The following is a 24,152-nucleotide window of genomic DNA, read 5'->3' as shown; positions in this document are numbered from 1 at the left end:
CCTCCTGCTGGGGCTGTTCCTGGTCAACGAATGGAGCCACCCGCTGCCGTTCTTCCGCCTGCAGTTGCTGAAGCGCCGCAACCTGACCTTCGCCCTGATCACCCTGGCCGGCGTGCTGGTGGTGCACCGAATTCCTCGCCGAGATCCGCGGCTACCGCCCCCTGCAGAGCGTACCCATGGTGTTGCTGGTGGCCCTTCCGCAGCTCGTCGCGCTGCCGCTGGTGGCGGCCCTCTGCAACATCCCGCGGGTCGACTGCCGCTGGGTGCTGGCCTGCGGCCTGTGCCTGTGCGCCGGTGCCTGTCTGAGCTTCAGCCAACTGACGGCGGACTGGGTGCGCGAGGACTTCTACCTGCCGATGCTGTTACTGGTGGTCGGCCAGCCGATGGCGGTGATTCCGCTGCTGATGCTCTCCACCAGCGTCATCGCGCCCATCGAGGGACCCTTCGCCTCGGCCTGGTTCAACACCGTCCGCGGCTTCTCCGGGGTAGTCGCCACCGCGGTGATCGGCGCCCTCGGCACCGCCCGCGAGCACTACCACTCCAACCGCCTGGTGGATCACCTGGGCAATGCGCCCCAGGCCGTCGAACTGCGCCTGCAACAGATCGCCGGCCTGCAACCGGGCGCCGACTCCGGCGCGCACTGGCAGCACCTGGCCGAACAGGCCCGCCAACAGGCCCAGGTGCTGGGCAACGCCGACGTGCTGCTGGCGATGGCCGGCCTGGCCTGCGCCCTGCTGATCCTGATTCCGATCCTGCCGCAACGGGCCTACCCGCCCCGCCCGGTCGCTCCCACACACTGAAAGGTCGCTGTATGTCGTTCATCACTTCGCGCAAGGGCAGCCTGCTGCTCGCCGCCCTGCTGGTCCTGACCCTACTGGTCTACCTGCTGTTCCACCTGCTCGCCCCACGGGTCGTGCAGAGCACCGACGACGCCTATGTGCACGCCGATTTCACCCTGGTCGCGCCGAAAGTCGCCGGCTTCGTCCAGGACGTTCTGGTCGAGGACAACCAGCCGGTCAAGGCCGGCCAGTTGCTCGCCCGCCTCGACGACCGCGACTTCCGCACCGCCCTGGCCGCCGCCGAAGCCGACGTGCTCGGTGCCGAGGCCAACCTGGCCAATGCCGAGGCCAACCTGCAACGCCAGCAGGCGCTGATCGAACAGGCGCGGGCCAAGGTCCGCGCCGAGCAGGCCGAGCTGGTCTTCGCCCGTCACGAGCAAAGCCGCTACCAGACCCTCGCCAGCAAGGGCGCCGGCAGCCTGCAGAACGCCCAGCAGGCGCAATCGCGGATCGATACCGCCAGCGCCCGGCTGGCCGAGGGCCAGGCCGCGGTGGATGCCACGCGCAAGCAGGTGAGCGTCCTCGAAGCCCGCGTCGGCCAGGCCCGTGGCGACCTGCAACGCATGCAGGCGCGACGCGACCAGGCCCGCCTGGACCTCTCCTACTGCGAACTCCGCGCCCCCTTCGACGGCCAGGTCGGTCGCCGCCAACTGCGCGTCGGCGCCTATGTCACGCCGGGCAGCGCGCTGCTGGCAGTGGTGCCCCTGCAGCAGGCCTACGTGGTCGGCAATTTCCAGGAAACCCAACTGACCCACGTCTCTCCCGGACAGACCGTGGAAATCCGCGTCGACACCTTCCCCGGCAAGGTTCTGCGCGGCCATGTCGACAGCATCGCACCGGCCACCGGCCTGAGCTTCGCGCCGATCGCCCCGGACAACGCCACCGGCAACTTCACCAAGGTGGTCCAGCGGATCCCGGTGAAGATCGTTCTCGAGCCGCGCCAGGCCATGGCGGGCAAGTTGCGTGTGGGCATGTCGGTGGAAGCACGGATCGACACCGCGACCGGCACCCGCTCCGCCGAGGTCGCCCAGCAATGAAAGGCACTCCGCTCCTGCTTATTGCCAGCCTGGCACTCGGCGCCTGCAGCCTCGGCCCCGACTTCAACCGCCCGGACCGCCCTGCGCCCGGCGAATGGTCGCTCCAGGCCGCTGCCGGCAACCCCAGCCACCTCGCCGCCGCGCCGCTCGCAGCCCAATGGTGGACGCTGTTCGACGACGCGCAATTGAACGCCCTGCTGCAACGGGTCCAGCGTGCCAACCTCGACCTGCGCAGCGCCGCGGCGCGCCTGCAGCAGAGCCGCGCGATCCGTCGCAGCCTCGGCGGTGACGCCCTGCCCTCGGTGGACGCCAGCGGCACCTACCAGCGCCAGCGGACCACCAGCGCCGGCCTGTTCGATCCCTCCGGCAAGGCCGGCAAAGGCAACTACAACCACGCCCTGGCCGGCTTCGACGCCTCCTGGGAGCTGGACTTCTGGGGCCGCGTGCGACGCGAGCTGGAAGCCGCCGACGCGACGGTGGAAGCCAGCGAGAACGAACTGCGCGACGTGCAGGTCTCGGTGCTGGCGGAAGCCGCGCGCGACTATATCCAGTTGCGTGGCGAACAGAACCGTGCGGCGATCATCCGCGACAACCTCGAGACTGCACGGCGCAGCCTGGAACTCACCCGCACGCGCCTGGCCAACGGCGTCGCCACCGACCTCGAGGTAGCCCAGGCGCTGGCCCAGGTGGCCAGCATGGAGGCACGCCTGCCCGAGGTGGAAAAGAACCAGGCGCACCTGGTCAACGCCCTCGGCTACCTGGTCGGTGCCAGCCCCGGCAGCCTGCTCGCCGAACTCGGCCCGGCGCGGGCGATTCCGCGTCCGCCGGACAGCGTGCCGGTCGGCCTGCCGTCCGAACTGGCCCAGCGCCGCCCCGACATCCGTCGTGCCGAAGCGCGCCTGCACGCCGCTACCGCCAGCATCGGCGTGGCCAAGGCGGACTTCTATCCGCGCATCACGCTCAACGGCAACTTCGGTTTCGAATCCCTGCAACTGTCCAGCCTGGGCGACTGGGACCATCGCCAGTTCGCCATCGGCCCGGCGTTCAGCCTGCCGATCTTCGAAGGCGGACGCCTGCGCGGACGCCTGGAGCTACGCGAGGCACAGCAGCAGGAAGCCGCCATCGACTACCAGCGCACCGTGCTGCGTGCCTGGCAGGAAGTCGACGACGCGATGCACGACTACGCCGCCAACCAGCGCCGCCAGGAGCGCCTCGGCGAAGCCGTGGCGCAGAACCGCCGCGCCCTGCAGAGCGCCCGCGAGCAATACCGCGCCGGCGCGGTGGACTTCCTCAGCGTGCTCGACAGCCAGCGGCAACTGCTGGACAACCAGGAACAGCAGGTCGCCAGCGACGAAGCGGTGTCGCTGACCCTGGTCAACCTCTACAAGGCGCTGGGCGGCGGCTGGAGCCCAACGTCCGACCCGGCGTCGGGCTGAGACGGCGCCGGGCGCGGACCGGCGAAGGAGTTGGAAATGGACCTGCTGCAAGGTATCCGGACCTTCGTCCGCGTGGTGGAGCACGGCAGCTTCACCCAGGCCGCCCAAGCGCTGGGGACCTCTCCGGCGACCGTTTCGCGCCAGGTCGCCGGGCTCGAACAGGCGCTCTCGGCGCGCCTGCTGCAACGCAATACGCGCAGCGTCGTGGTGACGGAAAGCGGTCTGCGCTACTACGAGCATTGCAAGCAGATCCTGCGCACGGTCGCCGCCGCCGCGGCGGACGTCGAAGACAGCCAGTCCCACGCCAGCGGTCGCCTGCGCCTCCACGCGGTGACCGAACTGGGCCTCGAGCACCTGATGCCGCTACTGGTGGACTACCTGGACGGCCATCCGGACGTCTCCGTCGACCTCACGCTGGCCCAGGGCACCCCGGCCCTGCTCGAGGAAGGCCTGGACGTGCTGATCACCCTCGGCCGAACCTTGCCGGACTCGACCCTGGTCGCCCGCGATCTCGGCCAGGTGTTCAGCGTGGTCTGTGCCGCGCCGGAATACCTGGCACGGCATGGCGTGCCACGCACGCCGGAGGACCTGCTGCGGCATCGCTGCCTGAACGTGGCCGCGCCGTCCTGCCCGCAGGGCTGGGCCTTCGTCGGCGAACGCGGCGAAACGCTGCTCGATCTCGACGAGGCGCTCAAGGTCAACCTTCCCGAGGCCGCCTGCGCCGCCGCCGCGGCCGGGCTCGGCGTCTGCCTGCTGCCCGGCTTCGTCGCCGCCCGCGCGCTGCAGGAAGGCAGCCTGTTGCGGCTACTGCCGGGCCATCGACTGCATGTCCGCGAGGTGTTCGTGCTGTACTCCTCGCGGCGCTACCTGGACGCCAAGATCCGCACCTGGGTGGACTTCCTCAGGGAACGCCTGCCCCTGGCGTTCGAGCGTGACCGGGCGATCCTCGACGATCGGCGCTACTGGGCGGAAAGCCCAACCGGCGTAGCGCGCGAGACCGCGACCTAACGCCTGGGTCGATAGGTATCCTCAAAAACATATACTGGTTTTCGATTGATCGAGGGAGGAACATGGCTCATCCGAGTCACGAGGTGAATCATGCTACCGACTCTCTATATTTCCCACGGCTCACCGATGCTCGCCCTCGAACCGGGCGCCAGCGGCGTACAACTGCGCCGCCTGGCTACAGAGCTGCCGCGGCCGAAGGCGATCCTGGTGGTTTCCGCGCACTGGGAAAGCGACGACCTCCGGGTAACCGGCGCCGCGGTGCCGGATATCTGGCACGACTTCTACGGCTTTCCGCCGCCCCTCTACGCCGTGCGCTACCCGGCCAAAGGCGAGCCGGCGCTGGCACAGCGGACGATCGAACTGCTCCAGGCCGCCGGCCTGCCGGCCCAGGCCGACCCACAGCGACCATTCGACCACGGCACCTGGGTGCCGCTGAGCCTGATGTACCCGCAGGCGGACATCCCCGTGCTCCAGCTGTCCCTGCCGAGCCGCCTCGGTCCGGCCCTGCAGAGCCGCGTCGGCCAGGCCCTGCGCCAACTGCGCGGGGAAGGCGTGCTGCTGATCGGTTCCGGCAGCATCACCCACAACCTGGGCGAACTGGACTGGCGCGCCGGGCCGGAAGCCATCGCGCCCTGGGCGCGGGAGTTCCGTGACTGGATGGTGGAAAAGCTCCAGGCCGACGACGAGGCCGCGCTTCACGACTACCGCCGGCAGGCGCCCTGGGCGGCGCGCAACCACCCCAGCGACGAGCACCTGCTGCCACTGTTCTTCGCCCGCGGCGCGGGCGGCGGCGGGATGCGCGTCGAGCACAGCGGCTTTACCCTGGGCTCGTTGGGGATGGATATCTATCGCTTCGATTGACAGGGTTTCTCGGGGGACTGGCGGAGAGCATCGGCTTCCCGCCGCAAGCTGGGTGGACTCGGCTGGCAGCCAGGAAATCGCGAGCGACATAGTCCTGTAGTGCGGATAACGCCATAGGCGTTATCCGCGATGTCATGGATAGGCGGCGGATCAGGGCCTCGGTATGTGCAGGTCTGGCATGCACGACGTGGTGCCTGCCCTGGCGGCTGGGCGAGTCCTTTGTTTCCTTCAGGACGCTTGCCAAAGGGACTCGCCCGGGGTGACGAAACGAGAAGCCGGGGCAGGCGCGAAAAACAGCCTGGCCAGCAAACATCAAGCCCATGAAAAAGCCCCGCCGAAGCGGGGCTTTTGTTCATCGCGCTGGACCTCAGTCCTCGCGATAGCGGCGCAGGCGCAGGGCCTTGCCGGCGACGCGGGTGTCCTTGAGCTTGGTCAGCAGGCGCTCGAGATTGGCCTCGGGCAGCTCGATCAGGCTGAAGGTATCGCGAATCTGGATGCGACCGATGTCCTCGCGGGACAGGCCGCCCTCGTTGAGGATCGCGCCCAGCAGGTTCTTCGCCGCAACCCCGTCGCGCGCGCCGAGGGCAGTGCGGCAGCGGGCACGGCCTTCGCTCGGCGGCGCCATCGGACGACGCTCGCCGCTGCGCTCCGGACGCTCGCCGCGTTCGCCACGGTCGGCACGCTCGCGCGGTGCCGATGGGGTCAGCGGCTGTTCGCGGCGCACCGACTCCAGGTCCAGCGCCTTGCCGGCGGTCAGGCGTGCCAGCAGTGCGGCGGCCAGGGTCTCGGCATCGCAGCCGAGGCGACGGCACAGCTCGTCGCGCACCGCGCCGCGCTGCTCGACGGCGCTGTCGAGCAAGGGCGTCAGGCTCGCGGCCAGGCGCGCCAGGCGGGCCTCCAGTACGGTCTCGGCATCCGGCAGGCGGACTTCGCCGACCTTCTGCCCGGTGACCCGCTCGATCACCTGCAGCATGCGCCGCTCGCGCGGAGTCACCAGCAACAGCGCGCGCCCTTCCCGGCCGGCACGGCCGGTACGGCCGATGCGGTGCACGTAGGACTCGGGGTCGTAGGGCATGTCGATGTTCAGCACGTGGGTGATGCGCGGTACGTCCAGGCCCCGGGCGGCAACGTCGGTGGCGATGACGATGTCCAGCGAACCGTCCTTCAGCGACTCGATGACCCGCTCGCGCTGGGCCTGCGGCATGTCGCCGTTGAGCGCGGCGGCGCGGTAGCCCTGGCGCTCGAGCAATTCGGCGTAGTCGAGGGTGGCCTGCTTGGTGCGGACGAAGGCGATCAGCGCGTCGAACTGCTCGACTTCCAGCAGACGCTGGATCGAACCGGCCTTCTGGTCGGCATGGACCATCAGGTGGACCTGCTCGATGCGCGCCACGGTCTGGGTCTTGGCGGCGATCTTGACGTGCTTGGGCTGCTTCAGGTGGCGCTCGGCGATGCCACGGATGGACGCCGGCAGGGTCGCCGAGAAGAGCACGGTCTGGCGCGATTCGGGAAGCGCCTCGAAGATCACTTCCAGGTCGTCCATGAAGCCGAGCTTGAGCATCTCGTCGGCTTCGTCGAGCACCAGGCGCTGGACGGTGGCCAGCAGCTTCTCGTCGCGGCGCAGGTGGTCGCACAGGCGGCCGGGGGTAGCGACGAGGATCTGTGCGCCCTGGCGCAGGGCCTTCAGCTGCGGCCCCATGGGCGCGCCGCCGTAGACGGCGACCACGCCGACGCCCGGCAATTGCTTGGAATAGGTTTCGCAGGCGGTGGCGACCTGCAGGGCCAGCTCGCGGGTCGGCACCAGCACCAGCATCTGCGGCTCGCGGCGGCTCGGGTCGATGCGCGACAGCAGCGGCAGGGCGAACGCGGCGGTCTTGCCGGTACCGGTCTGCGCCTGGCCGATCATGTCGTGGCCTTCGAGGATCAGCGGAATCGATTGAGCCTGGATAGGCGAAGGCTCTTCGTAGCCTACGGCGACGATTGCCGCGAGCACATTGGGGTGAATACCGAGCGCGGCGAAGCCGACGGTTTCCTGAGTCATGGGTTTGCCTCGTATACATCCGCAAAGACCCATGACCCATGGCTGCTCATGCCCTGTACGGCCGAAACGGCCACCCAGGCAGCTGGGGCGGGGATTTGCGAGATTGCTTTTGAATTAGAAGATTACGTAAAGGAAATCCGCAGAGCGGATACACAGCCAGAGCACAGCGCTCCGAAAAATGCAGGTCCTGAACGGGGTCAGTTTTGACCGGCGCGCATCATACCGGAATTTTGACGTTTGTGTGCGTTTTTTCCGACATGCGTCATCGGAGAGACTGACAATGGACATCCCGATTCCAGACGTCTATACCGACGTTGCCCGCCCCCCGCCAGGAAACCGCCGCATGAACGACACCCTCCCAGGACGCATCAGCCGCGAACGGCGCGGCCACCTGCTGCTGCTCGGCCTCGACCGCGTGGCCAAGCGCAACGCCTTCGACCTGCCGATGCTCGACGACCTGGTCGCCGCGCTCGGCGAATACGAGGCCGACGACCAGTTGCGCTGTGCCCTGCTCTTCGCCCACGGCGAGCATTTCACCGCCGGGCTGGACCTGGCCAATGTCGGCGAGACCTTCCGCCAGGGCTGGAAACTCCCCGAAGGCGCCGTCGATCCCTGGGGCACCTTCGGCGGCCGGCGTCCAAGCAAGCCGCTGGTGGTGGCCGTGCAAGGCTACTGCTACACCATCGGCATCGAACTGATGCTGGCGGCCGACATCAACCTCTGCGCCAGCAACGCGCGCTTCGCCCAGCTCGAAGTGCAGCGCGGAATCCTCCCGTTCGGTGGCGCGACACTGCGCATGCACCAGGTCGCCGGCTGGGGCAACGCCATGCGCTGGCTGCTCACCGGCGACGAATTCGACGCCCACGAAGCCTATCGTCTCGGCCTGGTGCAGGAAGTCACCGCCCCGGAGGACCTCCTCGACCACGCCATCGCCCTCGCCGAACGGGTCGCGGCCCAGGCGCCGCTGGGCGTGCGCGCCACCCTCGGCTCGGCGCGCCAGGCCCTGCTGGAAGGCGAAGCGGTCGCCGCCGCTGCGTTGCCGGAAGCCGCCAGGCGCCTGCTCGACAGCGAGGACGCCAAGGAAGGCCTGCGCGCTCTCCAGGAACGCCGCCCGGGACGCTTCGAAGGACGCTAGCCGGGCCCTTGTCCGCGCGCCCTGGCTACTGGGCCGGGCGCAGGCTGTCGATATAGCCCTGCAACGAATAGCCGAGTTGCGGCTCCAGCGCCGCGGCACGCGTCCGCAGGGCTTCCTGGTCGAGTTCGAGGGCCAGGTTCGCCGGCACCAGCATCACCACGTTGCCCTCGGCCACCGGACACTCCCAGTAATGATGGTGATAGCGCCCGCGCAGCAGCGGCGCGCCCAGCGGCTTGCCATCGGTGCCGCTCCACTGGTTGATCACCAGCCAGCCATCCTCGGCGAGGCGCTCCTGGCAGGCACCGAGGAAATTCCAGGCCAGGTGCGCGGCCGACGGGCCGGTATCGGTATAGAGGTCGAGGAAGATCAGGTCGGCCTCCGCGCATTCGCCCAGGCTCTCCAGTGCGTCGCCGATGCGCAATCGCAGGCGCGGGTCGTCGCGCAGCCCCAGATGCTCGCGGGCCAGGCGCGGAATCGCCGGGCGCAGCTCGATGGCCTCGGCCTCCTCCAGCGGCAGGTGGCGCAGGCAGGCCTGGGTCAGGCTGCCGGCGCCGAAACCGAGGAACAACGCGCGACGCGGTTGCGAATGGCAGAGCCCGCCGAGCAGCATGGCGCGGGTGTAGTCGTATTCCAGCCAGGCTGGATCGGGCATGAACACGCAGCTCTGCTCGACACCGTCGCCGAACTCGAGGAAGCGATAGTCGCCGGACTCGATGACCCGGATGACCCCGTATTCGTCGCGCTCCTCGACCAGCAGACGTTCTTCGCTCACCACTCACCTCCCCCCGCCGCTTCGCCGGCTATCGCCAGGCGCTCCGGCAAAAGCACCGCAGCATAGCAAAGCCGGCCCGACGATGGATTTCCGCTATTGCAACGATCGCTGGCGGCGCTGCGGCGAGCTGCTCTACCATGCCGCAATCCGCTTTCCCGAGCATTGCCAAGAGTCGTAGATGAGCCAGTCCTGGAGCCCCGAGAGCTGGAGGGCCAAGCCGATCCAGCAACAACCCGAGTACCCCGATGCCGCGCACCTGGCCAGGGTCGAGCAGACCCTCGCCGGATACCCGCCGCTGGTCTTCGCCGGCGAGGCTCGCGAGCTGCGCCGGCAGTTCGCCGAAGTCACCGCCGGACGCGCCTTCTTGCTCCAGGGCGGGGATTGCGCGGAAAGCTTCGCCGAATTTTCCGCGGCGAAGATCCGCGATACCTTCAAGGTACTGTTGCAGATGGCGGTGGTAATGACCTTCGCCGCCGGCTGCCCGGTAGTGAAGGTCGGGCGCATGGCCGGCCAGTTCGCCAAGCCGCGCTCCTCCGGCGACGAAACGCAGAACGGCGTGACCCTGCCCGCCTATCGCGGCGACATCGTCAACGGCATCGGCTTCGACGAGAAGAGCCGCGTGCCGGACCCGGAGCGCCTGTTGCAGGCCTACCACCAGTCCACCGCCAGCCTCAACCTGTTGCGCGCCTTCGCCCAGGGCGGCTTCGCCGACCTGCACCAGGTGCACCGCTGGAACCTCGATTTCATCGCCAACTCGGCGCTGGCCGAGCGCTACCAGCAACTCGCCGACCGCATCGACGAGACCCTCGCCTTCATGCGCGCCTGCGGCCTGGACAGTGCGCCGCAGCTCCGCGAAACCAGCTTCTTCACCGCCCACGAAGCGCTCCTGCTGAACTACGAGGAAGCCCTGACCCGCCGCGACAGCCTGACCGGCGAGTGGTACGACTGCTCGGCGCACATGCTCTGGATCGGCGACCGCACCCGCCAGATCGACGGCGCTCATGTCGAGATGCTGCGCGGCGTGGGCAATCCGATCGGGGTCAAGGTCGGGCCGAGCATGGACAGCGAGGAGCTGATCCGCCTGATCGATATTCTCAACCCGGACAACGATCCGGGCCGCCTCAACCTGATCGTGCGGATGGGTGCCGACAAGGTCGGCGACCACCTGCCGCGCCTGATCCAGGCCATCCAGCGCGAGGGCCGCCAGGTGCTGTGGAGTTCCGATCCTATGCACGGCAATACCATCAAGGCCTCCAGCGGCTACAAGACCCGCGACTTCGCCCGCGTGCTCGCCGAAGTCCGCCAGTTCTTCGAGGTGCACCAGGCCGAAGGCAGCTACGCCGGCGGCATCCACATCGAGATGACCGGGCAGAACGTCACCGAGTGCATCGGCGGTTCGCGACCGATCACCGAAGACGGCCTCAGCGACCGCTACCACACCCACTGCGACCCGCGGCTGAACGCCGACCAGTCGCTGGAGCTGGCCTTCCTGATCGCCGAAACCCTGAAGCAGGTGCGCCGCTGAGCGCGCCGCGGCCGCTCCCGCCGCCCGGCGGGAGCGCTCGCTAGAGCAGCACCCCGCGCAAGCGTACCGCCAACTCCCCGCGCCCCTCGATCGCCACCGTCGCCAGGCCCAGCCAGGCGGCCATGCTGCGCAGTTGCTCGGCCAGCTCGTGCAGGGCGGCATCGTCCATGCCGTTCGCCTCGGCATGCAACGCATGCACCGCCAGGCGCTCGCGCGCCCGCTCGGCGCGGAGGTCGACGCGGCCGACCAGACGGCCGTTGTACAGGAATGGCAGCACGTAGTAGCCGTACACGCGTTTTTCCTTCGGCGTGTAGATCTCCAGGCGATAGCGGAAATCGAACAGGCGCTCGGCCCGCGCCCGCTCCCAGACCAACGAGTCGAAGGGCGAGAGCAAGGCACTGGCGCCTAGCCGCCGCGGCACCTGCGGTTCGCCGGGGCAGTAGGCCGGCTGGCTCCAGCCCTCGACCCGGACCGGCAGCAGCTCGCCAGCCTCCACCAGTTCGGCGAGGCGCGCGCGGCTCTGCGCCGGGCTCAGCCGATAGTAGTCGCGCAGGTCCTTTTCGGTGGCCACGCCCAGGGCGCTCGCCGCCATCCGCAACAGCTCGCGCTGGGCCTGTGCCTCCGAAAGCTCGGGGCGCGCCAGCAATTCCGCGGGAAACACCCGCTCCGGCAGGTCATAGAGCCGCTCGAAGCCGCGCCGTCCGGCCACCGTCAGCTCGCCGGCGGCGAACAGCCATTCCAGCGCATGCTTTTCCGCGCTCCAGTCCCACCAGGGACCGGCCCGCTCCTGCCGCGTGCTCAGGCTGCCGGCACCTAGCGCACCTTGCTCGCGCACCGCCTGCAACACCTGGCGGATCAGTGGCTGCTGTTCCCGGCCGAAACGTGCCAGTTGCTGGTAGATGCCCTGGCCGTCGGCGGCCTGGCGCATCCGCCAGCGCATCAACGGGTAGTGTTCCAGCGGCAGCAGCGAGGCCTCGTGCCCCCAGTATTCGAACAACTGGCGGTGACGGCCGACACTCCAGGCCGCCTCGTCGAGCAGCGTCATGGAGTAGGGACCGAGACGGGAAAACAGCGGCAGGTAGTGCGAGCGCACCAGCGCATTCACCGAATCGATCTGCAACAGGCCAAGGCGCGCGAGCATTTCGCGCAGATGCCGCCGCTGCACGCTGCGGCGCGTCCGCCGGCCGTCGAAGCCCTGCGCGGCCAGGGCCAGGCGGCGGGCTTCGGCGAGGGAAAGCGAAAGACTCATGGAGCGCCCCAGTCGATGAAGGAGACTGCGAGTCTATCGCGCCTCCGCCGCCGTGCCAGCCTGGCGCGCCGCTGCGGTTCGCTCAATGCCGACGCAGCGGGTCGTCCCAGAAATGCCGCTCGCCCTCCTGGAAGATATCCGCCCGACTCAGGCCGAGGTCCTTCAGCGCTTCGTCGCTCATCCTCAGCAGTTCCCGGCGCTCGCGGGCCAACTGCAACCAGCGCCGCCAGCGACGCCACAACGACGGCGCAGCGGTCGAGGCGGGATGGGATGCAGCGTGGAAGTGACTGCCGAAATAATCCTGTTGACCTTTCATCGTCTTGCCCTCCGTTCGGGATAGGCACAGTGTCCCGCCAAGCATAGGATCAATCCAACGAATCATTTTTATGCAATGCATCTTGGAGATTGATGAATGAGCTACCAGCCCGGCATTGATACGGAATTGCTCCGCACCTTCGTCGCCATCGCCGAGCACGGTGGTTTCACCCGCGCCGCGGAGGCGGTGAATCGCACCCAGTCGGCGGTCAGCATGCAGATGAAGCGGCTCGAGGAGGACGTCCTGCAGCGCTCGCTGTTCGAGCGCGACGGAAGGCAGACCCGCCTCACCGCCGAAGGCCAGGTGCTGCTCGGCTATGCCCGGCGGATCCTCAAGCTGCACGGCGAGGTGTTCAACACCCTGCGCCGCCCGCACATGGTCGGTTCGGTGCGCATCGGCACCCCGGACGACTACGTGATGCGCTTCCTCCCGGCGATCCTGTCGCGCTTCGCCGAAGCCTATCCGCTGGTGCAGGTCGAGGTGCATTGCGACACCTCGCTCAACCTGCTGGCGCGCAACGACCTCGACCTGTCCATCGTCACCCGCGAGCCGGGCACCGAGATCGGCCAGTTGCTGCGCCAGGAGCCCTTCGTCTGGATGGCCGCCGAGGGCTTCTGCCCCCACGACCAGCGGCCGATCCCGCTGGCCATGTTCAACACCACCTGCTTTTGCCGGGCCTGGGCCTGCAACGCCCTGGAGGCGGCGGAACTGGACTACCGCATCGCCTACAGCAGCCCCAGCCTGTCGGCGCTGTTCGCGGTGGTCAGCGCCGGCCTCGCCGTGACCGTGCAACTGCGCAGCCTGCTCACCGGCAACCTGCGCATCCTCGACGAGAGCGAGGGCCTGCCCGCCCTGCCCTCGGCCAGCATCATGCTGATGCGCAACCCGCACAGCCAGTCACCGGTCACCGAGAAGCTCGCCGAATACATCGGCGAGGGCTTCCGTCTCTGACTCAACCGCGCACCAGCAGGAGCACCGCGCACGATGCGAGGAAGGCGCAGAAGGCCATGCGCAGGCTGCGCTCGGGCAAGGCGTGGGCCAGCCTCACGCCCCAGGAAATGCTCAGCAGGCCGCCCAGCGCCAGGGGGATCCCCATCCGCCAGTCGACATGGCCGTGCATGGCGTAGGTCCCCAGCGCCACCGCCGTGCTCGGCGCGGCCAGGGCCAGCGCGAGGCCCTGGGCGACGACCTGGGCGAGGCCGAACACCGAAGTCAGCACCGGTGTCGCCAGCACCCCGCCACCGACCCCGAAAAGCCCGCCGAGCGAGCCCGCGCCAAGGCCCAGCACGCCCATCCAGGGCAAACCGTAGCGCGGCGTCGCGCCGCCCTGCGGCGGGCGCCGGAACAGGCGCCAGAACATGTAGCCGGCCAGCGCCAGGAGGAAGATCACGAACGCTTCGCGCATCCGCGCCGCATCGATCCGCGCGGCCACGCTGGACGCCAGGAACGCGCAAAGCAGGCCGGTCAGGGCAAGGACTCCGGCCTGGCGCGGATCGATGCGGTTGCGCTGGTGGTAGCGCCACAACGCCAGCACCACGTTCGGTACCACCATCACCAGCGCGGTACCCTGCGCCAGTTGCTGGTCGAGACCGAAGATCACCCCCAGCGCCGGGATCGCCAGCAAGCCGCCGCCTATCCCGAACAGACCGCCCAGGCAACCGAGCACCATCCCCAGCAGGAAATCGAGAAATACATCCAGCATGTCAGCCCCTCTTTCGACGCCTCCATGCTAGGCAAGCGTGGCTGGATGGGAAACGCACAAGAAAGCACAATGGCTATGCCAATTACGCAAAGGCATGAGCATGTTGCCCGATACCCTCAGCGAACAGTTCGTTCTCTACCTCGATGTCCTCGATGGCGGCAGCTTCTCCGCCGCTGCGCGCAAGCACCCGCTCACCCCGTCCGCCGTGGCGCGCCGGATGGACGCCCTGGAACGCGCCGTCGGCAGCACTCTGCTGGTGCGCACCACCCATGCGGTGCGCGCTACTCCGGCCGGCCTGGCCTTCGCCGACCGCGCCCGGCGGATCGTCACCGAACTGCGCCTGGCCCGTGCCGAAGCGGTGTCCCTGAGCACCGCGCCGCAGGGCCTGATCCGTATCGATGCGCCGGTGCCCTTCGGCCGCCGCCACCTGGCCCCGGCGGTCGCCGACTTCCTCAAGGCCAACCCCGGCCTCGACGTGCAATTGCGCCTGATCGGCAGCTTCATCGACCTGCAGGGCGAACATCTCGGCGAGGTCGACCTGGTGTTGCGCGCCGGCCCGCTACCCGACAGCCGCCTGGTGGCCACCTCGCTGGCGCCGATGGTGCGGGTGGTCTGCGCCAGCCCGGAATACCTGCGCGAACACGGCGTTCCCGCATCCCCAGGCGAACTGCCGGAGCATGCCGGCATCGATTGGGACAACCTGTCGCCACCCTATGCCTGGCGCTTCCAGCACGACGGCAAGCTCCAGCACCTGCGGCCGAAACGGGCGCGGCTGGCCACCAATAACGCCGAAGCGATGGTCGACGCGGCGCTGGCCGGCCTCGGCATCGCCCACCTGCCGACCTGGTTGTGCAGCGAGTACCTGCTACGCGGCGAACTGCAGGCGCTGTTCTGCGACGACGGCTTGCCCGCCGCCGAGCCCACCTGCATCTATGCCCTGCGCCTGGAACGCGAAGCCAGTTCGCGAACCCGTCTGCTGCTGGCTTTCCTCCGCGAGCGCTTCGGCTTTCCGCCGCCCTGGGACCAGGCCCTGCAGCAGCGTCTCGGCGAGCGCTGAGGACACCACCCGGCGGGAAACCTGGAAAGCCAATAGCCACTACGCTAAATTCATGCACAGTGCCCTACTTACTTGGAAGACAGCCATGTCCCGACTGCCCACCACCCCTTGCGAGCAGCTCAAGCTGGACAACCAGCTGTGCTTCGCCCTGTATTCCACCTCGCTGCAGATGACCAAGGTCTACAAGCCCCTGCTGCAAGCGCTCGGCCTCACCTATCCGCAGTACATCGCCATGTTGGTGCTGTGGGAACGCGACGGCCTGACCGTGGGCGAAATCAGCGCACGCATGCTTACCGACCCGGGATCGCTCACGCCTCTGCTCAAGCGCCTGGAGGGCGAAGGTCTGATTACCCGCACTCGCAGCAGCGAAGACGAGCGGGTAGTCCTGCTGCGCCTGACCGACAAGGGCCGCGCCCTGCAGCGACAGGCCGAGAGCATTCCCGCCTGCATCCTGGAGAGTACCGGCCTCGACTTGCCACAGCTGGTCGCCCTAAAGGATGAGCTGCTGGCCCTGCGCAGCAACCTGCAAGCACCGGATTGAAGGGCTTATACCTACCCGTCTGGTTTTTATCGCCAAATCTTCCAACTATTTATCTTGCGCACAAAATAACATGACGATAAATTTCACTTCACGCACTTACTTAGCGCGCAAGAACTTAACGTACAAATCAAACAGGTGACCCTCATGCAAACCATCAAGGCTCTCTACACCGCAACCGCAACCGCCACCGGAGGCCGTGACGGCCGTGCGGTATCCTCGGACGGCGTGCTCGACGTGAAACTCAGCACTCCGCGCGAACTGGGCGGCCAGGGCGGCGCGGCCACCAACCCGGAACAACTGTTCGCCGCCGGCTACTCCGCCTGCTTCATCGGAGCCCTGAAGTTCGTTGCCGGCCAGCGCAAGCAGACCCTTCCCGCCGACGCCTCGATAACCGGCAAGGTCGGCATCGGCCAGATTCCCGGCGGCTTCGGCCTGGAGGTCGAACTGCACATCAACCTGCCGGGCCTGGAGCGCGAAGCCGCCGAAGCGCTGGTAGCCGCCGCCCATCAGGTCTGCCCCTACTCCAACGCTACCCGCGGCAATATCGACGTACGCCTGAACGTGTCGGTCTGAAGCTTCCGACTCTCCGCGCCGCGGCGGCGGACAGCGGAAACGAAAAAGCCCGGCGAATGCCGGGCTTTTTCTCGTCGCACGAAAGGATCAGGCCTTGACGCGGGACTTGTACTCGCCGGTGCGGGTATCGATCTCGATCGAGTCGCCGATTTCGCAGAACGCGGAAACCTGCAGCTCGGCGCCGTTGTTCAGGCGCGCGGTCTTCATCACCTTGCCCGAGGTGTCGCCGCGGACGGCCGGCTCGGTGTAGGCGATCTGGCGAACGATGGTGGTCGGCAGCTCTACCGAGATCACCTTGTCGTTGTAGAACACGGCTTCGCAGATGTCGGTCATGCCGTCTTCGATGAAGGTCAGCACGCCTTCCAGATCGTCTTTCTCGATCTCGTACTGGTTGAACTCGCTGTCCATGAAGACGTACAGCGGGTCGGCGAAGTAGGAGTAGGTCACTTCCTTGCGATCGAGGATGATCGGCTCCAGCTTGTCGTCGGCCTTGAACACGGTCTCGGTACCGGCGCCGGTCAGCAGGTTCTTCAGCTTCATCTTGACGACGGCAGCGTTACGGCCGGACTTGTTGAACTCGGCCTTCTGGATGACCCAGGGAGCGCCATTGATGTTGGCAACCTGGCCGGCGCGGAACTCTTGAGCGGTTTTCATACGAATATCCGATGGATGAAAGACAAAAAATCAGGCCGCGTATCATAGCCAATCTGCGTAAAATTGCACCAGCCTTGCCGCAAGATCCGGACGCATGCCCTGTTCGTCGGCCCAGCGCTGCGCTTCCCGACGCCACTCGGGCAGTTGCCTCTCCAGCCCCTCCCAGGCCCCGGCAAGTCCACCGCCGGCGTTCCACGCCAGCCAGAAGGTGCGCAGGTTTTCCGCCAGGTCGGCGGGCAGGCCGGCGCAATAGAGTTCGAGGAATGCCTCGAGCTTCGCCAGGTGCGCCTCCTCTTCCTGTCTATAGATGTGCCAGAGCAGCGGCCGTCCCGCCCACTGCGCGCGAACGAAGGAATCCTCGCCGCGCACCGCGTTCAGGTCGCAGCACCATAACAGGCGATCGTAGTCGTCCTGCGCCATGAACGGCAGCACCTGGACCCGCAACGCGTCGCGCACGTGGACGTCCCCGACGGCCAGGGTAGCCACCCGCAGCCAATCGGCGACATCCGCCAGCACCCGCCCCTCCGGCACCAGCAGCAGGCTCGGCTGGCGGGCGTCGCGCAGTTGTTCCAGCCAGCCAGGCAGCGCCGGGTTTTCGTAGGCAAACAGCGAAATCAGTCGCTCGCCAACCTTCCGCCGCACGCCGAGGGAGGCGAGAAACTCATCCTGCGCCGAGACGGAGGCCTGGAAACGGCGCCGACGTTCCAGCAGGCCGGCCTCGCGCAACAGGCCGCCACTGGGCTCGCGGAACCCGGGAAAGAAGAAGTACTTGGAAAGCCCGCACGCCTGCAGCGACGGCAATGCGTGGCAACTGCCGATCCATTCCTCGGCACTCAGGTACTCCAGGTTCAGCCACAGGGACGGCCGCTTGCGCTCGCGCATGGCCTGCCGGTGCGCCTCCGGCACTTCGCAGGCGAAGGCCTCTATCACCACATCGGCGGCCGCCACCGGTGCCCACGGCCGGCCCCAGGCACGCACTTCGACCCCATCCAGGCACTGCACGTGCGCCGCCGGGTCCGCCCGCGGACAGATCCGGGCGAAGGCCTGCGGCTCGTCCACCCACAGGCGCACGGCCTGACCGTGCTCGGCGGCCAGTTGGCGAGCCAGGCGCCAGGTGACGCCGATATCGCCATAGTTGTCGACCACGCTACAGAAAATCTCCCAGCTCGCCATCCGCCTCTCCTCTTCGTGCCCGGCAGTCTACCAAGGCACCCCGCGGACTTTCCTCCGACGACCTAAGCCGATGAAAAAGTTAAAAAAATATTTGCCAAGCGGGAAATGTTCGAGTAAATTGCGCGCCTCGACAGACACGGCGCTGTCGAGAACCTGGTGAGGTGTCCGAGTGGTTGAAGGAGCACGCCTGGAAAGTGTGTATACGGGAAACCGTATCGAGGGTTCGAATCCCTCCCTCACCGCCAGATCGCAAGAAGGCCCGGCTAATCAAGTTAGCCGGGCCTTTTTCATTTCCGCACCAATACTTACGGCATTTCCGGCAACATGCTGGCAACTTAGTTGTTACTTGCCACTCCCCGCCAAGTCGATAAGCGCCAGCCACTCCGGCGGAACATTCTCGACAACCCGGCAGCCCTCATCCCCCGCCTCTTGCAGCAACTCTAGCCAAGGTCCGGGAAATTGCTTACTTGCGCCGCACGCTGGATATTTTTTGAACAAACGACACTCCAACTACTGCTAAAGTCGGGGGGACTAAAAAAAAAGTTGCTCGGCTTGCGCTTGGTCAGTTTACTTACTACAAGTAATGGGTAGTATGTAGCCGGCTAATTTCCCCGGCTGGGGAGATTGCTGTTATGGAAATGTCCACCTTAAGGGGAACACGATGAACAACGTTCTGAAATTCTCTGCTCTGGCTCTGGCTGCTGTTCTGGCCACCGGTTGCAGCAGCCACTCCAAAGAAACCGAAGCTCGTCTGACCGCTACCGAAGACGCAGCTGCTCGTGCTCAGGCTCGCGCTGACGAAGCCTATCGCAAGGCTGACGAAGCTCTGGGCGCTGCTCAGAAGGCTCAGCAGACCGCTGACGAGGCTAACGAGCGTGCCCTGCGCATGCTGGAAAAAGCCAGCCGCAAGTAATAGGTCTCACGACCTGTTGAAAACCGGTCCCTCGGGGCCGGTTTTTTTATGCCTGCGTTTCGCCGGGCATGAAAAAACCCGCGTCCCTTGCGGGTACGCGGGCCTCTGCCTCGACGCTCTCCGTCAGGGCGTAAGCTGGGTAGGATCGCTATCCACCGTCGCGGTCATCGCCGGCGCCGATTCCTGGGCGATTTCCACCGGCACGCCATCCTCCGAGGCCACCACTTCGCGGACCACGTCCCAGTTCAACTGGATACGCTTGGCCAGGTCGTCGCGCTTGAGCAGGGTGTTGATCACCGCGGTGTGCTTGTCCACCACCGACGGGTCGCCATGGTCGTTCAGCGGCGTATGCGCCTCCAGGTAGACCTTGCCGTTGCTCACGCCGAACTTGTAGGGCTCGTTGATGATACGCACGCTGGTGCCGACGCTGATCATCGAGAACAGGTGGGTCACGTCGGCGTTGTACATGCGGAAGCAGCCATGGCTGGTGCGGGTGCCGATGCCGAACTTCTTGTTCGAACCATGGATCAGGTAGCCCGGCACGCCCAGGGTCAGCTTGTACGGCCCCAGCGGATTGTCCGGGCCCGGCGGCACCACGGTCGGCAGCGGATCGCCATCGGCGGCGTGCTCGGCGCGGATCGAGGCCGGCGGATACCAGGCCGGGTCCTTGGTCTTGGCGGTGATGCGGGTGTTCGCGATCGGCGAACCCCAGCCCTCGCGGCCGATGCCCAGCGGATAGGTGTGCACCACGTTCTGCCCTTTCGGGTAGTAGTACAGGCGGTATTCGGCCAGGTTGATCACCACGCCTTCGCGCGGGCCAGGCGGCAGCACGAAGCGGGTAGGGATGATCACCTCGGTGCCGACGCCCGGCAGCCAGGGATCGACACCGGGGTTGGCGGCGATCATTTCACTGTAGCCCAGGTTGTACTGCTCGCCGAGGTCGGCGAAAGTGTCCTCGTACTTGGCCTTGATCACCTGGACCTGGCCGACGACGTCCTCGCCCGGAGGCGGGAGCTGCAGTTCCAGGGCCGATGCGGAGCCGGCCGAAAGCAGCGCGGCGAAAGACAGTGAGACAACGGGTACGCGCGACAACATTCCGGAGAATCCTTGGCGAGTGCGATGAAGGAGTAGGAAAGACAGTGTAACACCCCGCCAGGTTTCACCGGGAGGGCTCAGACCAACCAGGACAGGCGCTCCCCGCGCTTTTCCGCCTCCAGTTGTTTCCGGCAATCGGGACACAGCAGCCGGTCGCGCAGACGCGCCCGTTCCAGCGGCTGCCAGCGCGGCTGGGCCGGCAGCAGCTTGCCGCAAAGCGTGCGGTCCGCCGGGGTATCCAGCTCCAGCTGACGCGCCACCACATGCACCCGGACCTCGCGACAGGCGAACAGGTCCAGCTGATCGTCGGGCTCGATCAGTTGATAGGCATAGAGGGTCCAGGCGGGACGCGGCATGGGGGGCTCCTGAGGGGTGCGCAACCTTAGCCGAAAGCGGTTTCCCGGGGAAGTCTCAAAGCAGCGGTTTCAGCGTCGGCCAGACATTTTCCAGGAGCCTCGGCTGGGCGGCGAGCGCCGGATGGATGCCATCCGCCTGCATCATCCCCTGGACCCCGCCGACCCCTTCGAGGAAAAACGGCACCAGGGCGGTCTTTTCCTGCGCCGCGACCGCGCCGTAGACCCTGGAAAAGGCCTCGATGTAGCGCGGGCCGTAGTTCGGCGGCAACTGGATACCCAGCAGCAGCACCTTCGCTCCTTCCGCCCGGGCCTTTTGCGCCATGCTGGCAAGATTCTGTTGCAATTGCGCCGGTGCCATTCCGCGCAGCCCGTCGTTGCCTCCCAGCTCGATCACCACCAGCGCCGGCTTCTCCTCGGCAAGCAGCGCCGGCAGGCGCGCCAGGCCACCCGCGGAGGTGTCGCCGCTGATCGAGGCGTTCACCACCCGGTAGTCGTAACCTTCGTCGGCGAGGCGCTTCTGCAGCAGGGCGACCCAGCCCTGGCTGGTATCCAGTCCCAAAGCGGCGCTGATACTATCGCCCACGACCAACAGCGTCTGCGCCGCGGCCTGCTGGGTCAGCAGGACCAGGGCCAGGCAGCCGCTCAACAGCAATGCACGCATCGGAACCTCCATGAGCGCCAGCATTCTCAACGCGCAGAACCTTAGCAAGGTTGTCGGTAGCGCGGAAGGCAAGTTGACCATCCTCCACGACCTCTCCCTCGACCTCGCCCGCGGCGACAGCCTGGCGATCGTCGGCAGCTCCGGCTCCGGCAAGTCGACCCTGCTCGGCCTGCTCGCCGGGCTCGACCAGCCCAGCGGCGGCGAGGTCCGTCTCGCCGGGCACGCCCTCGGCGACCTCGACGAGGACCAGCGGGCGCGCGTCCGCGCGGCCCATGTAGGCTTCGTGTTCCAGTCGTTCCAGTTGCTCGACAGCCTCGATGCGCTGGAGAACGTGATGCTGCCCCTGGAACTGGAAGGCCGCGCCGACGCTCGCCAGCGCGCCAGAGAACTGCTTGAGCGAGTCGGCCTCGGCCAACGCCTGGGCCACTATCCGCGCCAGCTCTCCGGCGGCGAGCAGCAGCGGGTCGCCATTGCCCGTGCCTTCGCGGCGCAGCCGGACGTGCTGTTCGCCGACGAACCCACCGGCAACCTCGACAGCGCCACCGGCGAGCGGATCAGCGACCTGCTCTTCGAACTCAACCGCGAACGCGGTACCACCCTGGTTCTGGTTACCCACGACGAACGTCTGGCGCATCGCTGCCGGCGCCTGATCCGTCTGGAAAGCGGACGCCTGATCGACCGGGTCGAACCCTGATGAAGCCGGTGCCCCTCTCCCGCCTGCTGAGCCTCGCCGGTCGCCAATTGTTCCGCGAGTCGCGCAGCGGCGAGCTGCGCGTGCTGTTCTTCGCCCTGCTGATCGCGGTCGCCTCGAGCACCGCCATCGGCTATTTCAGCGCCCGCCTGAACGGCGCCATGCTCGCCCGCGCCGCCGAGTTCCTCGGCGCCGACCTGGTGCTCAACGGTACCCAGCCGGCAAGCGCCGAACAGATCGAACGCGGCACCCGTCTGGGCCTGCGCCACGCCGACAGCGTCGAGTTTTCCAGCGTGATCGCCACCGACCAGGGCATCCAGCTCAGCAGCATCAAGGCGGTCGGCGACCGCTACCCCCTGCGCGGGCAGCTCAAGAGCGCTGCCGCGCCGTTCGCCGCCGAGCAGGCCGGCGGTCGTCCGCAGGCGGGCGAGGTATGGGTCGAATCGCGCCTGCTGGTCAGCCTCGACCTGAAGGTCGGCGACAGCATCGAGATCGGCCGCAAGCCGCTGCGCATCGCGCGCATCCTCACCTACGAGCCGGACCGCGCCGGCGACTTCTACAGCCTGACGCCCCGCGCCATGATGAGCCTGGCCGACCTCGATGCCACCGGGGTGGTCCAGCCGGGCAGCCGGGTGCGCTACCGCGATCTGTGGGAAGGCCCGCCGGAAGCCCTCCAGGCCTATCGCCAGCAGGTCAAGGGCAGCCTCGCCGCCAACCAGCGCCTGCAGGATGCCCGCGACGGCAACCGCCAGGTGGGCGATGCCCTCGGCCGTGCCGAGCGCTACCTGAACCTGGCCAGCCTGGCCGCGGTGCTGCTCGCCGGCGTCGCCGTGGCGCTGTCCGCCGCCCGTTTCGCTGCACGGCGCTACGACGCCAGCGCGCTGCTGCGCTGCCTCGGTCTGTCGCGCAGCGAAACCCTGCTCCTCTACGCGCTGCAACTGTTGCTGCTGGGCCTGCTCGCCAGCGCCATCGGCGCCCTGCTCGGCTGGTTGGCACAGCTCGGCCTGTTCCGCCTGCTCGCCACGCTGCTGCCGCCGGACGTACCAGCCGGCGGCCTGTTCCCCGCCTTCGCCGGGATCGCCACCGGCCTGGTAGCGCTGGCCGGCTTCGCCCTGCCGCCGCTGGCAGCCCTGGGCCGGGTACCGCCGTTGCGGGTCCTGCGCAGCGACCTGCTGCCGGTGCCGATGCGCACCTGGATGGCCTACGCCTGCGCCCTGCTCGCCCTGGGCCTGATCATGTGGCGGTTGAGTCTCGACCTGAAGCTGACCCTCGCCCTGCTCGGCGGCGGCCTGGTCGCCACGCTGGTGCTCGGCGCCCTCCTGCTGCTCGGCCTGAACGGCCTGCGCCGGGCACTGGCGCGTGCCAGCCTGCCATGGCGGCTGGGACTCGGCCAGTTGTTGCGGCACCCGCTGGCCGCCGCCGGACAGAGCCTGGCCTTCGGCCTGATCCTGCTGGCCATGGCCCTGATCGCCCTGCTTCGCGGCGAACTGCTGGATACCTGGCAGGCCCAGTTGCCGCCGGACGCCCCCAACCATTTCGCCCTGAACATCCTGCCGACGGAAAAGGACGCCTTCGAACGTCGCGTGCAAAAGCTCTCCCCCGGCGCCGAGCCGCTGTTCCCCATGGTTCCCGGGCGCCTGGTAGCGGTGAACGGCAAGCCGGTCCAGGCGCTCGACGAAGACGTGCGCAGCGAGCGTGCCCTGCAGCGCGACCTCGGCCTGACCTGGTCGGAGCGACTGCCCTCCGGCAACCAGCTCACCGCCGGACGCTGGTGGAGCGCGCCGCAGCCGGGGGCCCTGCCGGGCGTGTCGGTGGAAGAGAAGCTGGCCGCCAACCTGCGTATCCAGGTCGGCGACCGGCTCACCTTCAGCGTCGCCGGGCAGAATCGCGAGGTCCAGGTCCAGAGCCTGCGCAAGGTGAAGTGGGACAATTTCCAGCCGAACTTCTTCATGGTCTTCCAGCCCGGCACCCTGACCGACCTGCCGGTGACCTACCTGACCAGCTTCTACCTGCCGGCCAGCAAGGAACGCGACCTGATCGAACTGGCCCGCGCCTTCCCCACCGTCACCCTGCTGCCGGTAGACGCCCTGCTGAGCCAGCTGCGGAGCATCCTCGACCAGGTCACCCTGGCCGTGGAGTACGTGCTGGTGTTCGTTCTCGCGGCGGGCTTCGTGGTGCTCTTCGCCGGTCTCCAGGCGACCCTCGACGAGCGCGTGCGCCAGGGTGCCCTGCTGCGCGCGCTGGGTGCCGAGCGCGAGTTGCTGCAACGTACCCGGCGGGTCGAGTTCGCCCTGCTCGGCGCAGTCAGCGGCCTGCTCGCGGCGCTCGGCTGCGAGGCGGTCAGCCTGCTGCTCTACCGACTGGTCTTCGACCTGCCGTGGCAAGCGCATCCCTGGTTGCTCGCGCTGCCTCTGGTGGGCGCCGTGCTGGTAGGCGGCGCCGGCCTGCTGGGCACCCGTCGCGCCCTCAACAGCAGCCCGCTGCGGGTCCTGCGCGAGGGCTGATCGGATACACTGGCAG

General features: G+C 67.6%; 23 protein-coding genes and 1 tRNA gene. 14 read left to right on the top strand and 10 right to left on the bottom strand.

What is annotated here, in order from left to right; all coding sequences use genetic code 11:
• Positions 1-64 precede the first annotated feature (64 nt).
• From JHD77_RS32265 to JHD77_RS02330, 4 genes are all read left to right on the top strand, one after another.
• The gene (locus tag JHD77_RS32265) at positions 65-1,876 is read left to right on the top strand and encodes an HlyD family secretion protein (RefSeq protein ID WP_233410290.1); all 1,812 of its coding nucleotides are present in this window, start codon (positions 65-67) and stop codon (positions 1,874-1,876) included.
• Positions 1,873-3,312: an efflux transporter outer membrane subunit gene (locus JHD77_RS02340; protein WP_031756747.1), complete on the top strand. Its 1,440-nt coding sequence runs from the start codon at positions 1,873-1,875 to the stop codon at positions 3,310-3,312. Before JHD77_RS32265 ends, JHD77_RS02340 begins: the two co-directional genes overlap by 4 nt.
• Before the next feature lie 36 nt (positions 3,313-3,348).
• Positions 3,349-4,320, top strand: a complete 972-nt coding sequence (locus tag JHD77_RS02335; RefSeq protein ID WP_003106096.1) for a LysR family transcriptional regulator — start codon at positions 3,349-3,351, stop codon at positions 4,318-4,320.
• 90 nt (positions 4,321-4,410) lie between these two features.
• A complete protein-coding gene (locus tag JHD77_RS02330; protein WP_003106098.1) occupies positions 4,411-5,181 on the top strand; it encodes a DODA-type extradiol aromatic ring-opening family dioxygenase in 771 nt (256 codons plus the stop codon).
• Between the two features lie 367 nt (positions 5,182-5,548).
• Here JHD77_RS02330 and JHD77_RS02325 read toward each other — a convergent pair whose 3' ends face one another.
• The gene (locus tag JHD77_RS02325) at positions 5,549-7,252 is read right to left on the bottom strand and encodes a DEAD/DEAH box helicase (RefSeq protein ID WP_003119873.1); all 1,704 of its coding nucleotides are present in this window, start codon (positions 7,250-7,252) and stop codon (positions 5,549-5,551) included.
• 310 nt (positions 7,253-7,562) lie between these two features.
• Here JHD77_RS02325 and JHD77_RS02320 point away from each other — a divergent pair, with 310 nt between their 5' ends.
• Complete coding sequence (locus JHD77_RS02320) at positions 7,563-8,354, top strand: crotonase/enoyl-CoA hydratase family protein (protein WP_003104155.1); 792 nt, start codon at positions 7,563-7,565, stop codon at positions 8,352-8,354.
• 25 nt (positions 8,355-8,379) lie between these two features.
• Here JHD77_RS02320 and JHD77_RS02315 read toward each other — a convergent pair whose 3' ends face one another.
• Entirely contained in the window at positions 8,380-9,129 is a 750-nt protein-coding gene (locus JHD77_RS02315; protein WP_003119872.1) for a spermidine synthase, read from the bottom strand.
• A 175-nt stretch (positions 9,130-9,304) separates the two neighbouring features.
• Between JHD77_RS02315 and JHD77_RS02310 the strand changes: the two genes are divergently transcribed.
• Positions 9,305-10,651 (top strand): class II 3-deoxy-7-phosphoheptulonate synthase, encoded by a 1,347-nt coding sequence (locus JHD77_RS02310; RefSeq protein WP_003104160.1) that lies wholly within the window; start codon positions 9,305-9,307, stop codon positions 10,649-10,651.
• 40 nt (positions 10,652-10,691) lie between these two features.
• On the opposite strand, the gene JHD77_RS02305 is transcribed toward JHD77_RS02310, so the two are convergent.
• On the bottom strand, positions 10,692-11,900 hold the full coding sequence (locus JHD77_RS02305) for a winged helix-turn-helix domain-containing protein (protein ID WP_003110986.1): 1,209 nt from the start codon (positions 11,898-11,900) through the stop codon (positions 10,692-10,694).
• Between the two features lie 82 nt (positions 11,901-11,982).
• A complete protein-coding gene (locus JHD77_RS02300; RefSeq protein ID WP_003104163.1) occupies positions 11,983-12,216 on the bottom strand; it encodes a DUF1127 domain-containing protein in 234 nt (77 codons plus the stop codon).
• Between the two features lie 96 nt (positions 12,217-12,312).
• On the opposite strand from JHD77_RS02300, the gene JHD77_RS02295 reads away from it, so the two are divergent.
• Positions 12,313-13,167 (top strand): LysR substrate-binding domain-containing protein, encoded by an 855-nt coding sequence (locus JHD77_RS02295; protein ID WP_003090936.1) that lies wholly within the window; start codon positions 12,313-12,315, stop codon positions 13,165-13,167.
• Position 13,168: 1 nt separating this feature from the next.
• On the opposite strand, the gene JHD77_RS02290 is transcribed toward JHD77_RS02295, so the two are convergent.
• Positions 13,169-13,918 (bottom strand): sulfite exporter TauE/SafE family protein, encoded by a 750-nt coding sequence (locus JHD77_RS02290; protein WP_003104166.1) that lies wholly within the window; start codon positions 13,916-13,918, stop codon positions 13,169-13,171.
• A 100-nt stretch (positions 13,919-14,018) separates the two neighbouring features.
• Between JHD77_RS02290 and JHD77_RS02285 the strand changes: the two genes are divergently transcribed.
• From JHD77_RS02285 to ohrR (JHD77_RS02275), 3 genes are all read left to right on the top strand, one after another.
• On the top strand, positions 14,019-14,975 hold the full coding sequence (locus JHD77_RS02285) for a LysR family transcriptional regulator (protein ID WP_003104167.1): 957 nt from the start codon (positions 14,019-14,021) through the stop codon (positions 14,973-14,975).
• Between the two features lie 85 nt (positions 14,976-15,060).
• On the top strand, positions 15,061-15,516 hold the full coding sequence (ohrR, locus tag JHD77_RS02280) for a hydroperoxide stress response transcriptional regulator OhrR (protein ID WP_003104169.1): 456 nt from the start codon (positions 15,061-15,063) through the stop codon (positions 15,514-15,516).
• A gap of 144 nt (positions 15,517-15,660) precedes the next feature.
• Positions 15,661-16,089 carry an organic hydroperoxide resistance protein OhrR gene (gene ohrR, locus JHD77_RS02275; RefSeq protein WP_003104171.1) on the top strand — a complete coding sequence of 143 codons (429 nt, stop codon included), beginning with the start codon at positions 15,661-15,663 and terminating at the stop codon, positions 16,087-16,089.
• An 87-nt stretch (positions 16,090-16,176) separates the two neighbouring features.
• On the opposite strand, the gene efp is transcribed toward ohrR (JHD77_RS02275), so the two are convergent.
• Both efp and earP read right to left on the bottom strand, forming a co-directional pair.
• Positions 16,177-16,743, bottom strand: a complete 567-nt coding sequence (gene efp / locus JHD77_RS02270; protein ID WP_003090942.1) for an elongation factor P — start codon at positions 16,741-16,743, stop codon at positions 16,177-16,179.
• A gap of 42 nt (positions 16,744-16,785) precedes the next feature.
• Positions 16,786-17,916: an elongation factor P maturation arginine rhamnosyltransferase EarP gene (earP, locus tag JHD77_RS02265; protein ID WP_003104174.1), complete on the bottom strand. Its 1,131-nt coding sequence runs from the start codon at positions 17,914-17,916 to the stop codon at positions 16,786-16,788.
• Positions 17,917-18,071: 155 nt separating this feature from the next.
• Here earP and JHD77_RS02260 point away from each other — a divergent pair.
• Positions 18,072-18,161 (top strand) — tRNA-Ser (locus JHD77_RS02260).
• Between the two features lie 416 nt (positions 18,162-18,577).
• Positions 18,578-18,829 carry an outer membrane lipoprotei OprI gene (gene oprI / locus JHD77_RS02255; RefSeq protein WP_003090944.1) on the top strand — a complete coding sequence of 84 codons (252 nt, stop codon included), beginning with the start codon at positions 18,578-18,580 and terminating at the stop codon, positions 18,827-18,829.
• 123 nt (positions 18,830-18,952) lie between these two features.
• On the opposite strand, the gene JHD77_RS02250 is transcribed toward oprI, so the two are convergent.
• The 3 genes from JHD77_RS02250 to tesA all read right to left on the bottom strand — a co-directional run bounded on the left by JHD77_RS02250 (position 18,953) and on the right by tesA (position 20,941).
• Entirely contained in the window at positions 18,953-19,924 is a 972-nt protein-coding gene (locus JHD77_RS02250) for a L,D-transpeptidase family protein (RefSeq protein ID WP_003104177.1), read from the bottom strand.
• 77 nt (positions 19,925-20,001) lie between these two features.
• Complete coding sequence (locus JHD77_RS02245) at positions 20,002-20,280, bottom strand: hypothetical protein (RefSeq protein WP_003090947.1); 279 nt, start codon at positions 20,278-20,280, stop codon at positions 20,002-20,004.
• 55 nt (positions 20,281-20,335) lie between these two features.
• A complete protein-coding gene (gene tesA, locus JHD77_RS02240; RefSeq protein WP_003114753.1) occupies positions 20,336-20,941 on the bottom strand; it encodes an esterase TesA in 606 nt (201 codons plus the stop codon).
• A gap of 10 nt (positions 20,942-20,951) precedes the next feature.
• On the opposite strand from tesA, the gene JHD77_RS02235 reads away from it, so the two are divergent.
• Together JHD77_RS02235 and JHD77_RS02230 are read left to right on the top strand one after the other, a co-directional pair.
• The gene (locus JHD77_RS02235; protein ID WP_003119866.1) at positions 20,952-21,635 is read left to right on the top strand and encodes an ABC transporter ATP-binding protein; all 684 of its coding nucleotides are present in this window, start codon (positions 20,952-20,954) and stop codon (positions 21,633-21,635) included.
• Positions 21,636-21,643: 8 nt separating this feature from the next.
• Positions 21,644-24,136 (top strand): ABC transporter permease, encoded by a 2,493-nt coding sequence (locus tag JHD77_RS02230; protein WP_191519461.1) that lies wholly within the window; start codon positions 21,644-21,646, stop codon positions 24,134-24,136.
• Positions 24,137-24,152: the final 16 nt, after the last annotated feature.

Origin of the sequence: Pseudomonas sp. P20 (assembly GCF_016463925.1) — a bacterium.
GTDB classification, from domain to species: Bacteria; Pseudomonadota; Gammaproteobacteria; order Pseudomonadales; family Pseudomonadaceae; genus Pseudomonas; species Pseudomonas aeruginosa.
This window is presented reverse-complemented; position numbering and strand designations above follow the sequence as displayed.

Bases quoted from the DNA above. Each gene is read 5' to 3' on its own strand.
- JHD77_RS02340 (WP_031756747.1), top strand. From the start codon at position 1,873: ATGAAAGGCACTCCGCTCCTGCTTATTGCCAGCCTGGCACTCGGCGCC.
- JHD77_RS02335 (WP_003106096.1), top strand. From the start codon at position 3,349: ATGGACCTGCTGCAAGGTATCCGGACCTTCGTCCGCGTGGTGGAGCAC.
- JHD77_RS02330 (WP_003106098.1), top strand. From the start codon at position 4,411: ATGCTACCGACTCTCTATATTTCCCACGGCTCACCGATGCTCGCCCTC.
- JHD77_RS02325 (WP_003119873.1), bottom strand. From the start codon at position 7,252: ATGGGTCTTTGCGGATGTATACGAGGCAAACCCATGACTCAGGAAACC.
- JHD77_RS02320 (WP_003104155.1), top strand. From the start codon at position 7,563: ATGAACGACACCCTCCCAGGACGCATCAGCCGCGAACGGCGCGGCCAC.
- JHD77_RS02310 (WP_003104160.1), top strand. From the start codon at position 9,305: ATGAGCCAGTCCTGGAGCCCCGAGAGCTGGAGGGCCAAGCCGATCCAG.
- JHD77_RS02305 (WP_003110986.1), bottom strand. From the start codon at position 11,900: ATGAGTCTTTCGCTTTCCCTCGCCGAAGCCCGCCGCCTGGCCCTGGCC.
- JHD77_RS02300 (WP_003104163.1), bottom strand. From the start codon at position 12,216: ATGAAAGGTCAACAGGATTATTTCGGCAGTCACTTCCACGCTGCATCC.
- JHD77_RS02295 (WP_003090936.1), top strand. From the start codon at position 12,313: ATGAGCTACCAGCCCGGCATTGATACGGAATTGCTCCGCACCTTCGTC.
- JHD77_RS02290 (WP_003104166.1), bottom strand. From the start codon at position 13,918: ATGCTGGATGTATTTCTCGATTTCCTGCTGGGGATGGTGCTCGGTTGC.
- JHD77_RS02285 (WP_003104167.1), top strand. From the start codon at position 14,019: ATGTTGCCCGATACCCTCAGCGAACAGTTCGTTCTCTACCTCGATGTC.
- ohrR (WP_003104169.1), top strand. From the start codon at position 15,061: ATGTCCCGACTGCCCACCACCCCTTGCGAGCAGCTCAAGCTGGACAAC.
- ohrR (WP_003104171.1), top strand. From the start codon at position 15,661: ATGCAAACCATCAAGGCTCTCTACACCGCAACCGCAACCGCCACCGGA.
- efp (WP_003090942.1), bottom strand. From the start codon at position 16,743: ATGAAAACCGCTCAAGAGTTCCGCGCCGGCCAGGTTGCCAACATCAAT.
- earP (WP_003104174.1), bottom strand. From the start codon at position 17,916: ATGGCGAGCTGGGAGATTTTCTGTAGCGTGGTCGACAACTATGGCGAT.
- oprI (WP_003090944.1), top strand. From the start codon at position 18,578: ATGAACAACGTTCTGAAATTCTCTGCTCTGGCTCTGGCTGCTGTTCTG.
- JHD77_RS02250 (WP_003104177.1), bottom strand. From the start codon at position 19,924: ATGTTGTCGCGCGTACCCGTTGTCTCACTGTCTTTCGCCGCGCTGCTT.
- JHD77_RS02245 (WP_003090947.1), bottom strand. From the start codon at position 20,280: ATGCCGCGTCCCGCCTGGACCCTCTATGCCTATCAACTGATCGAGCCC.
- tesA (WP_003114753.1), bottom strand. From the start codon at position 20,941: ATGCGTGCATTGCTGTTGAGCGGCTGCCTGGCCCTGGTCCTGCTGACC.
- JHD77_RS02235 (WP_003119866.1), top strand. From the start codon at position 20,952: ATGAGCGCCAGCATTCTCAACGCGCAGAACCTTAGCAAGGTTGTCGGT.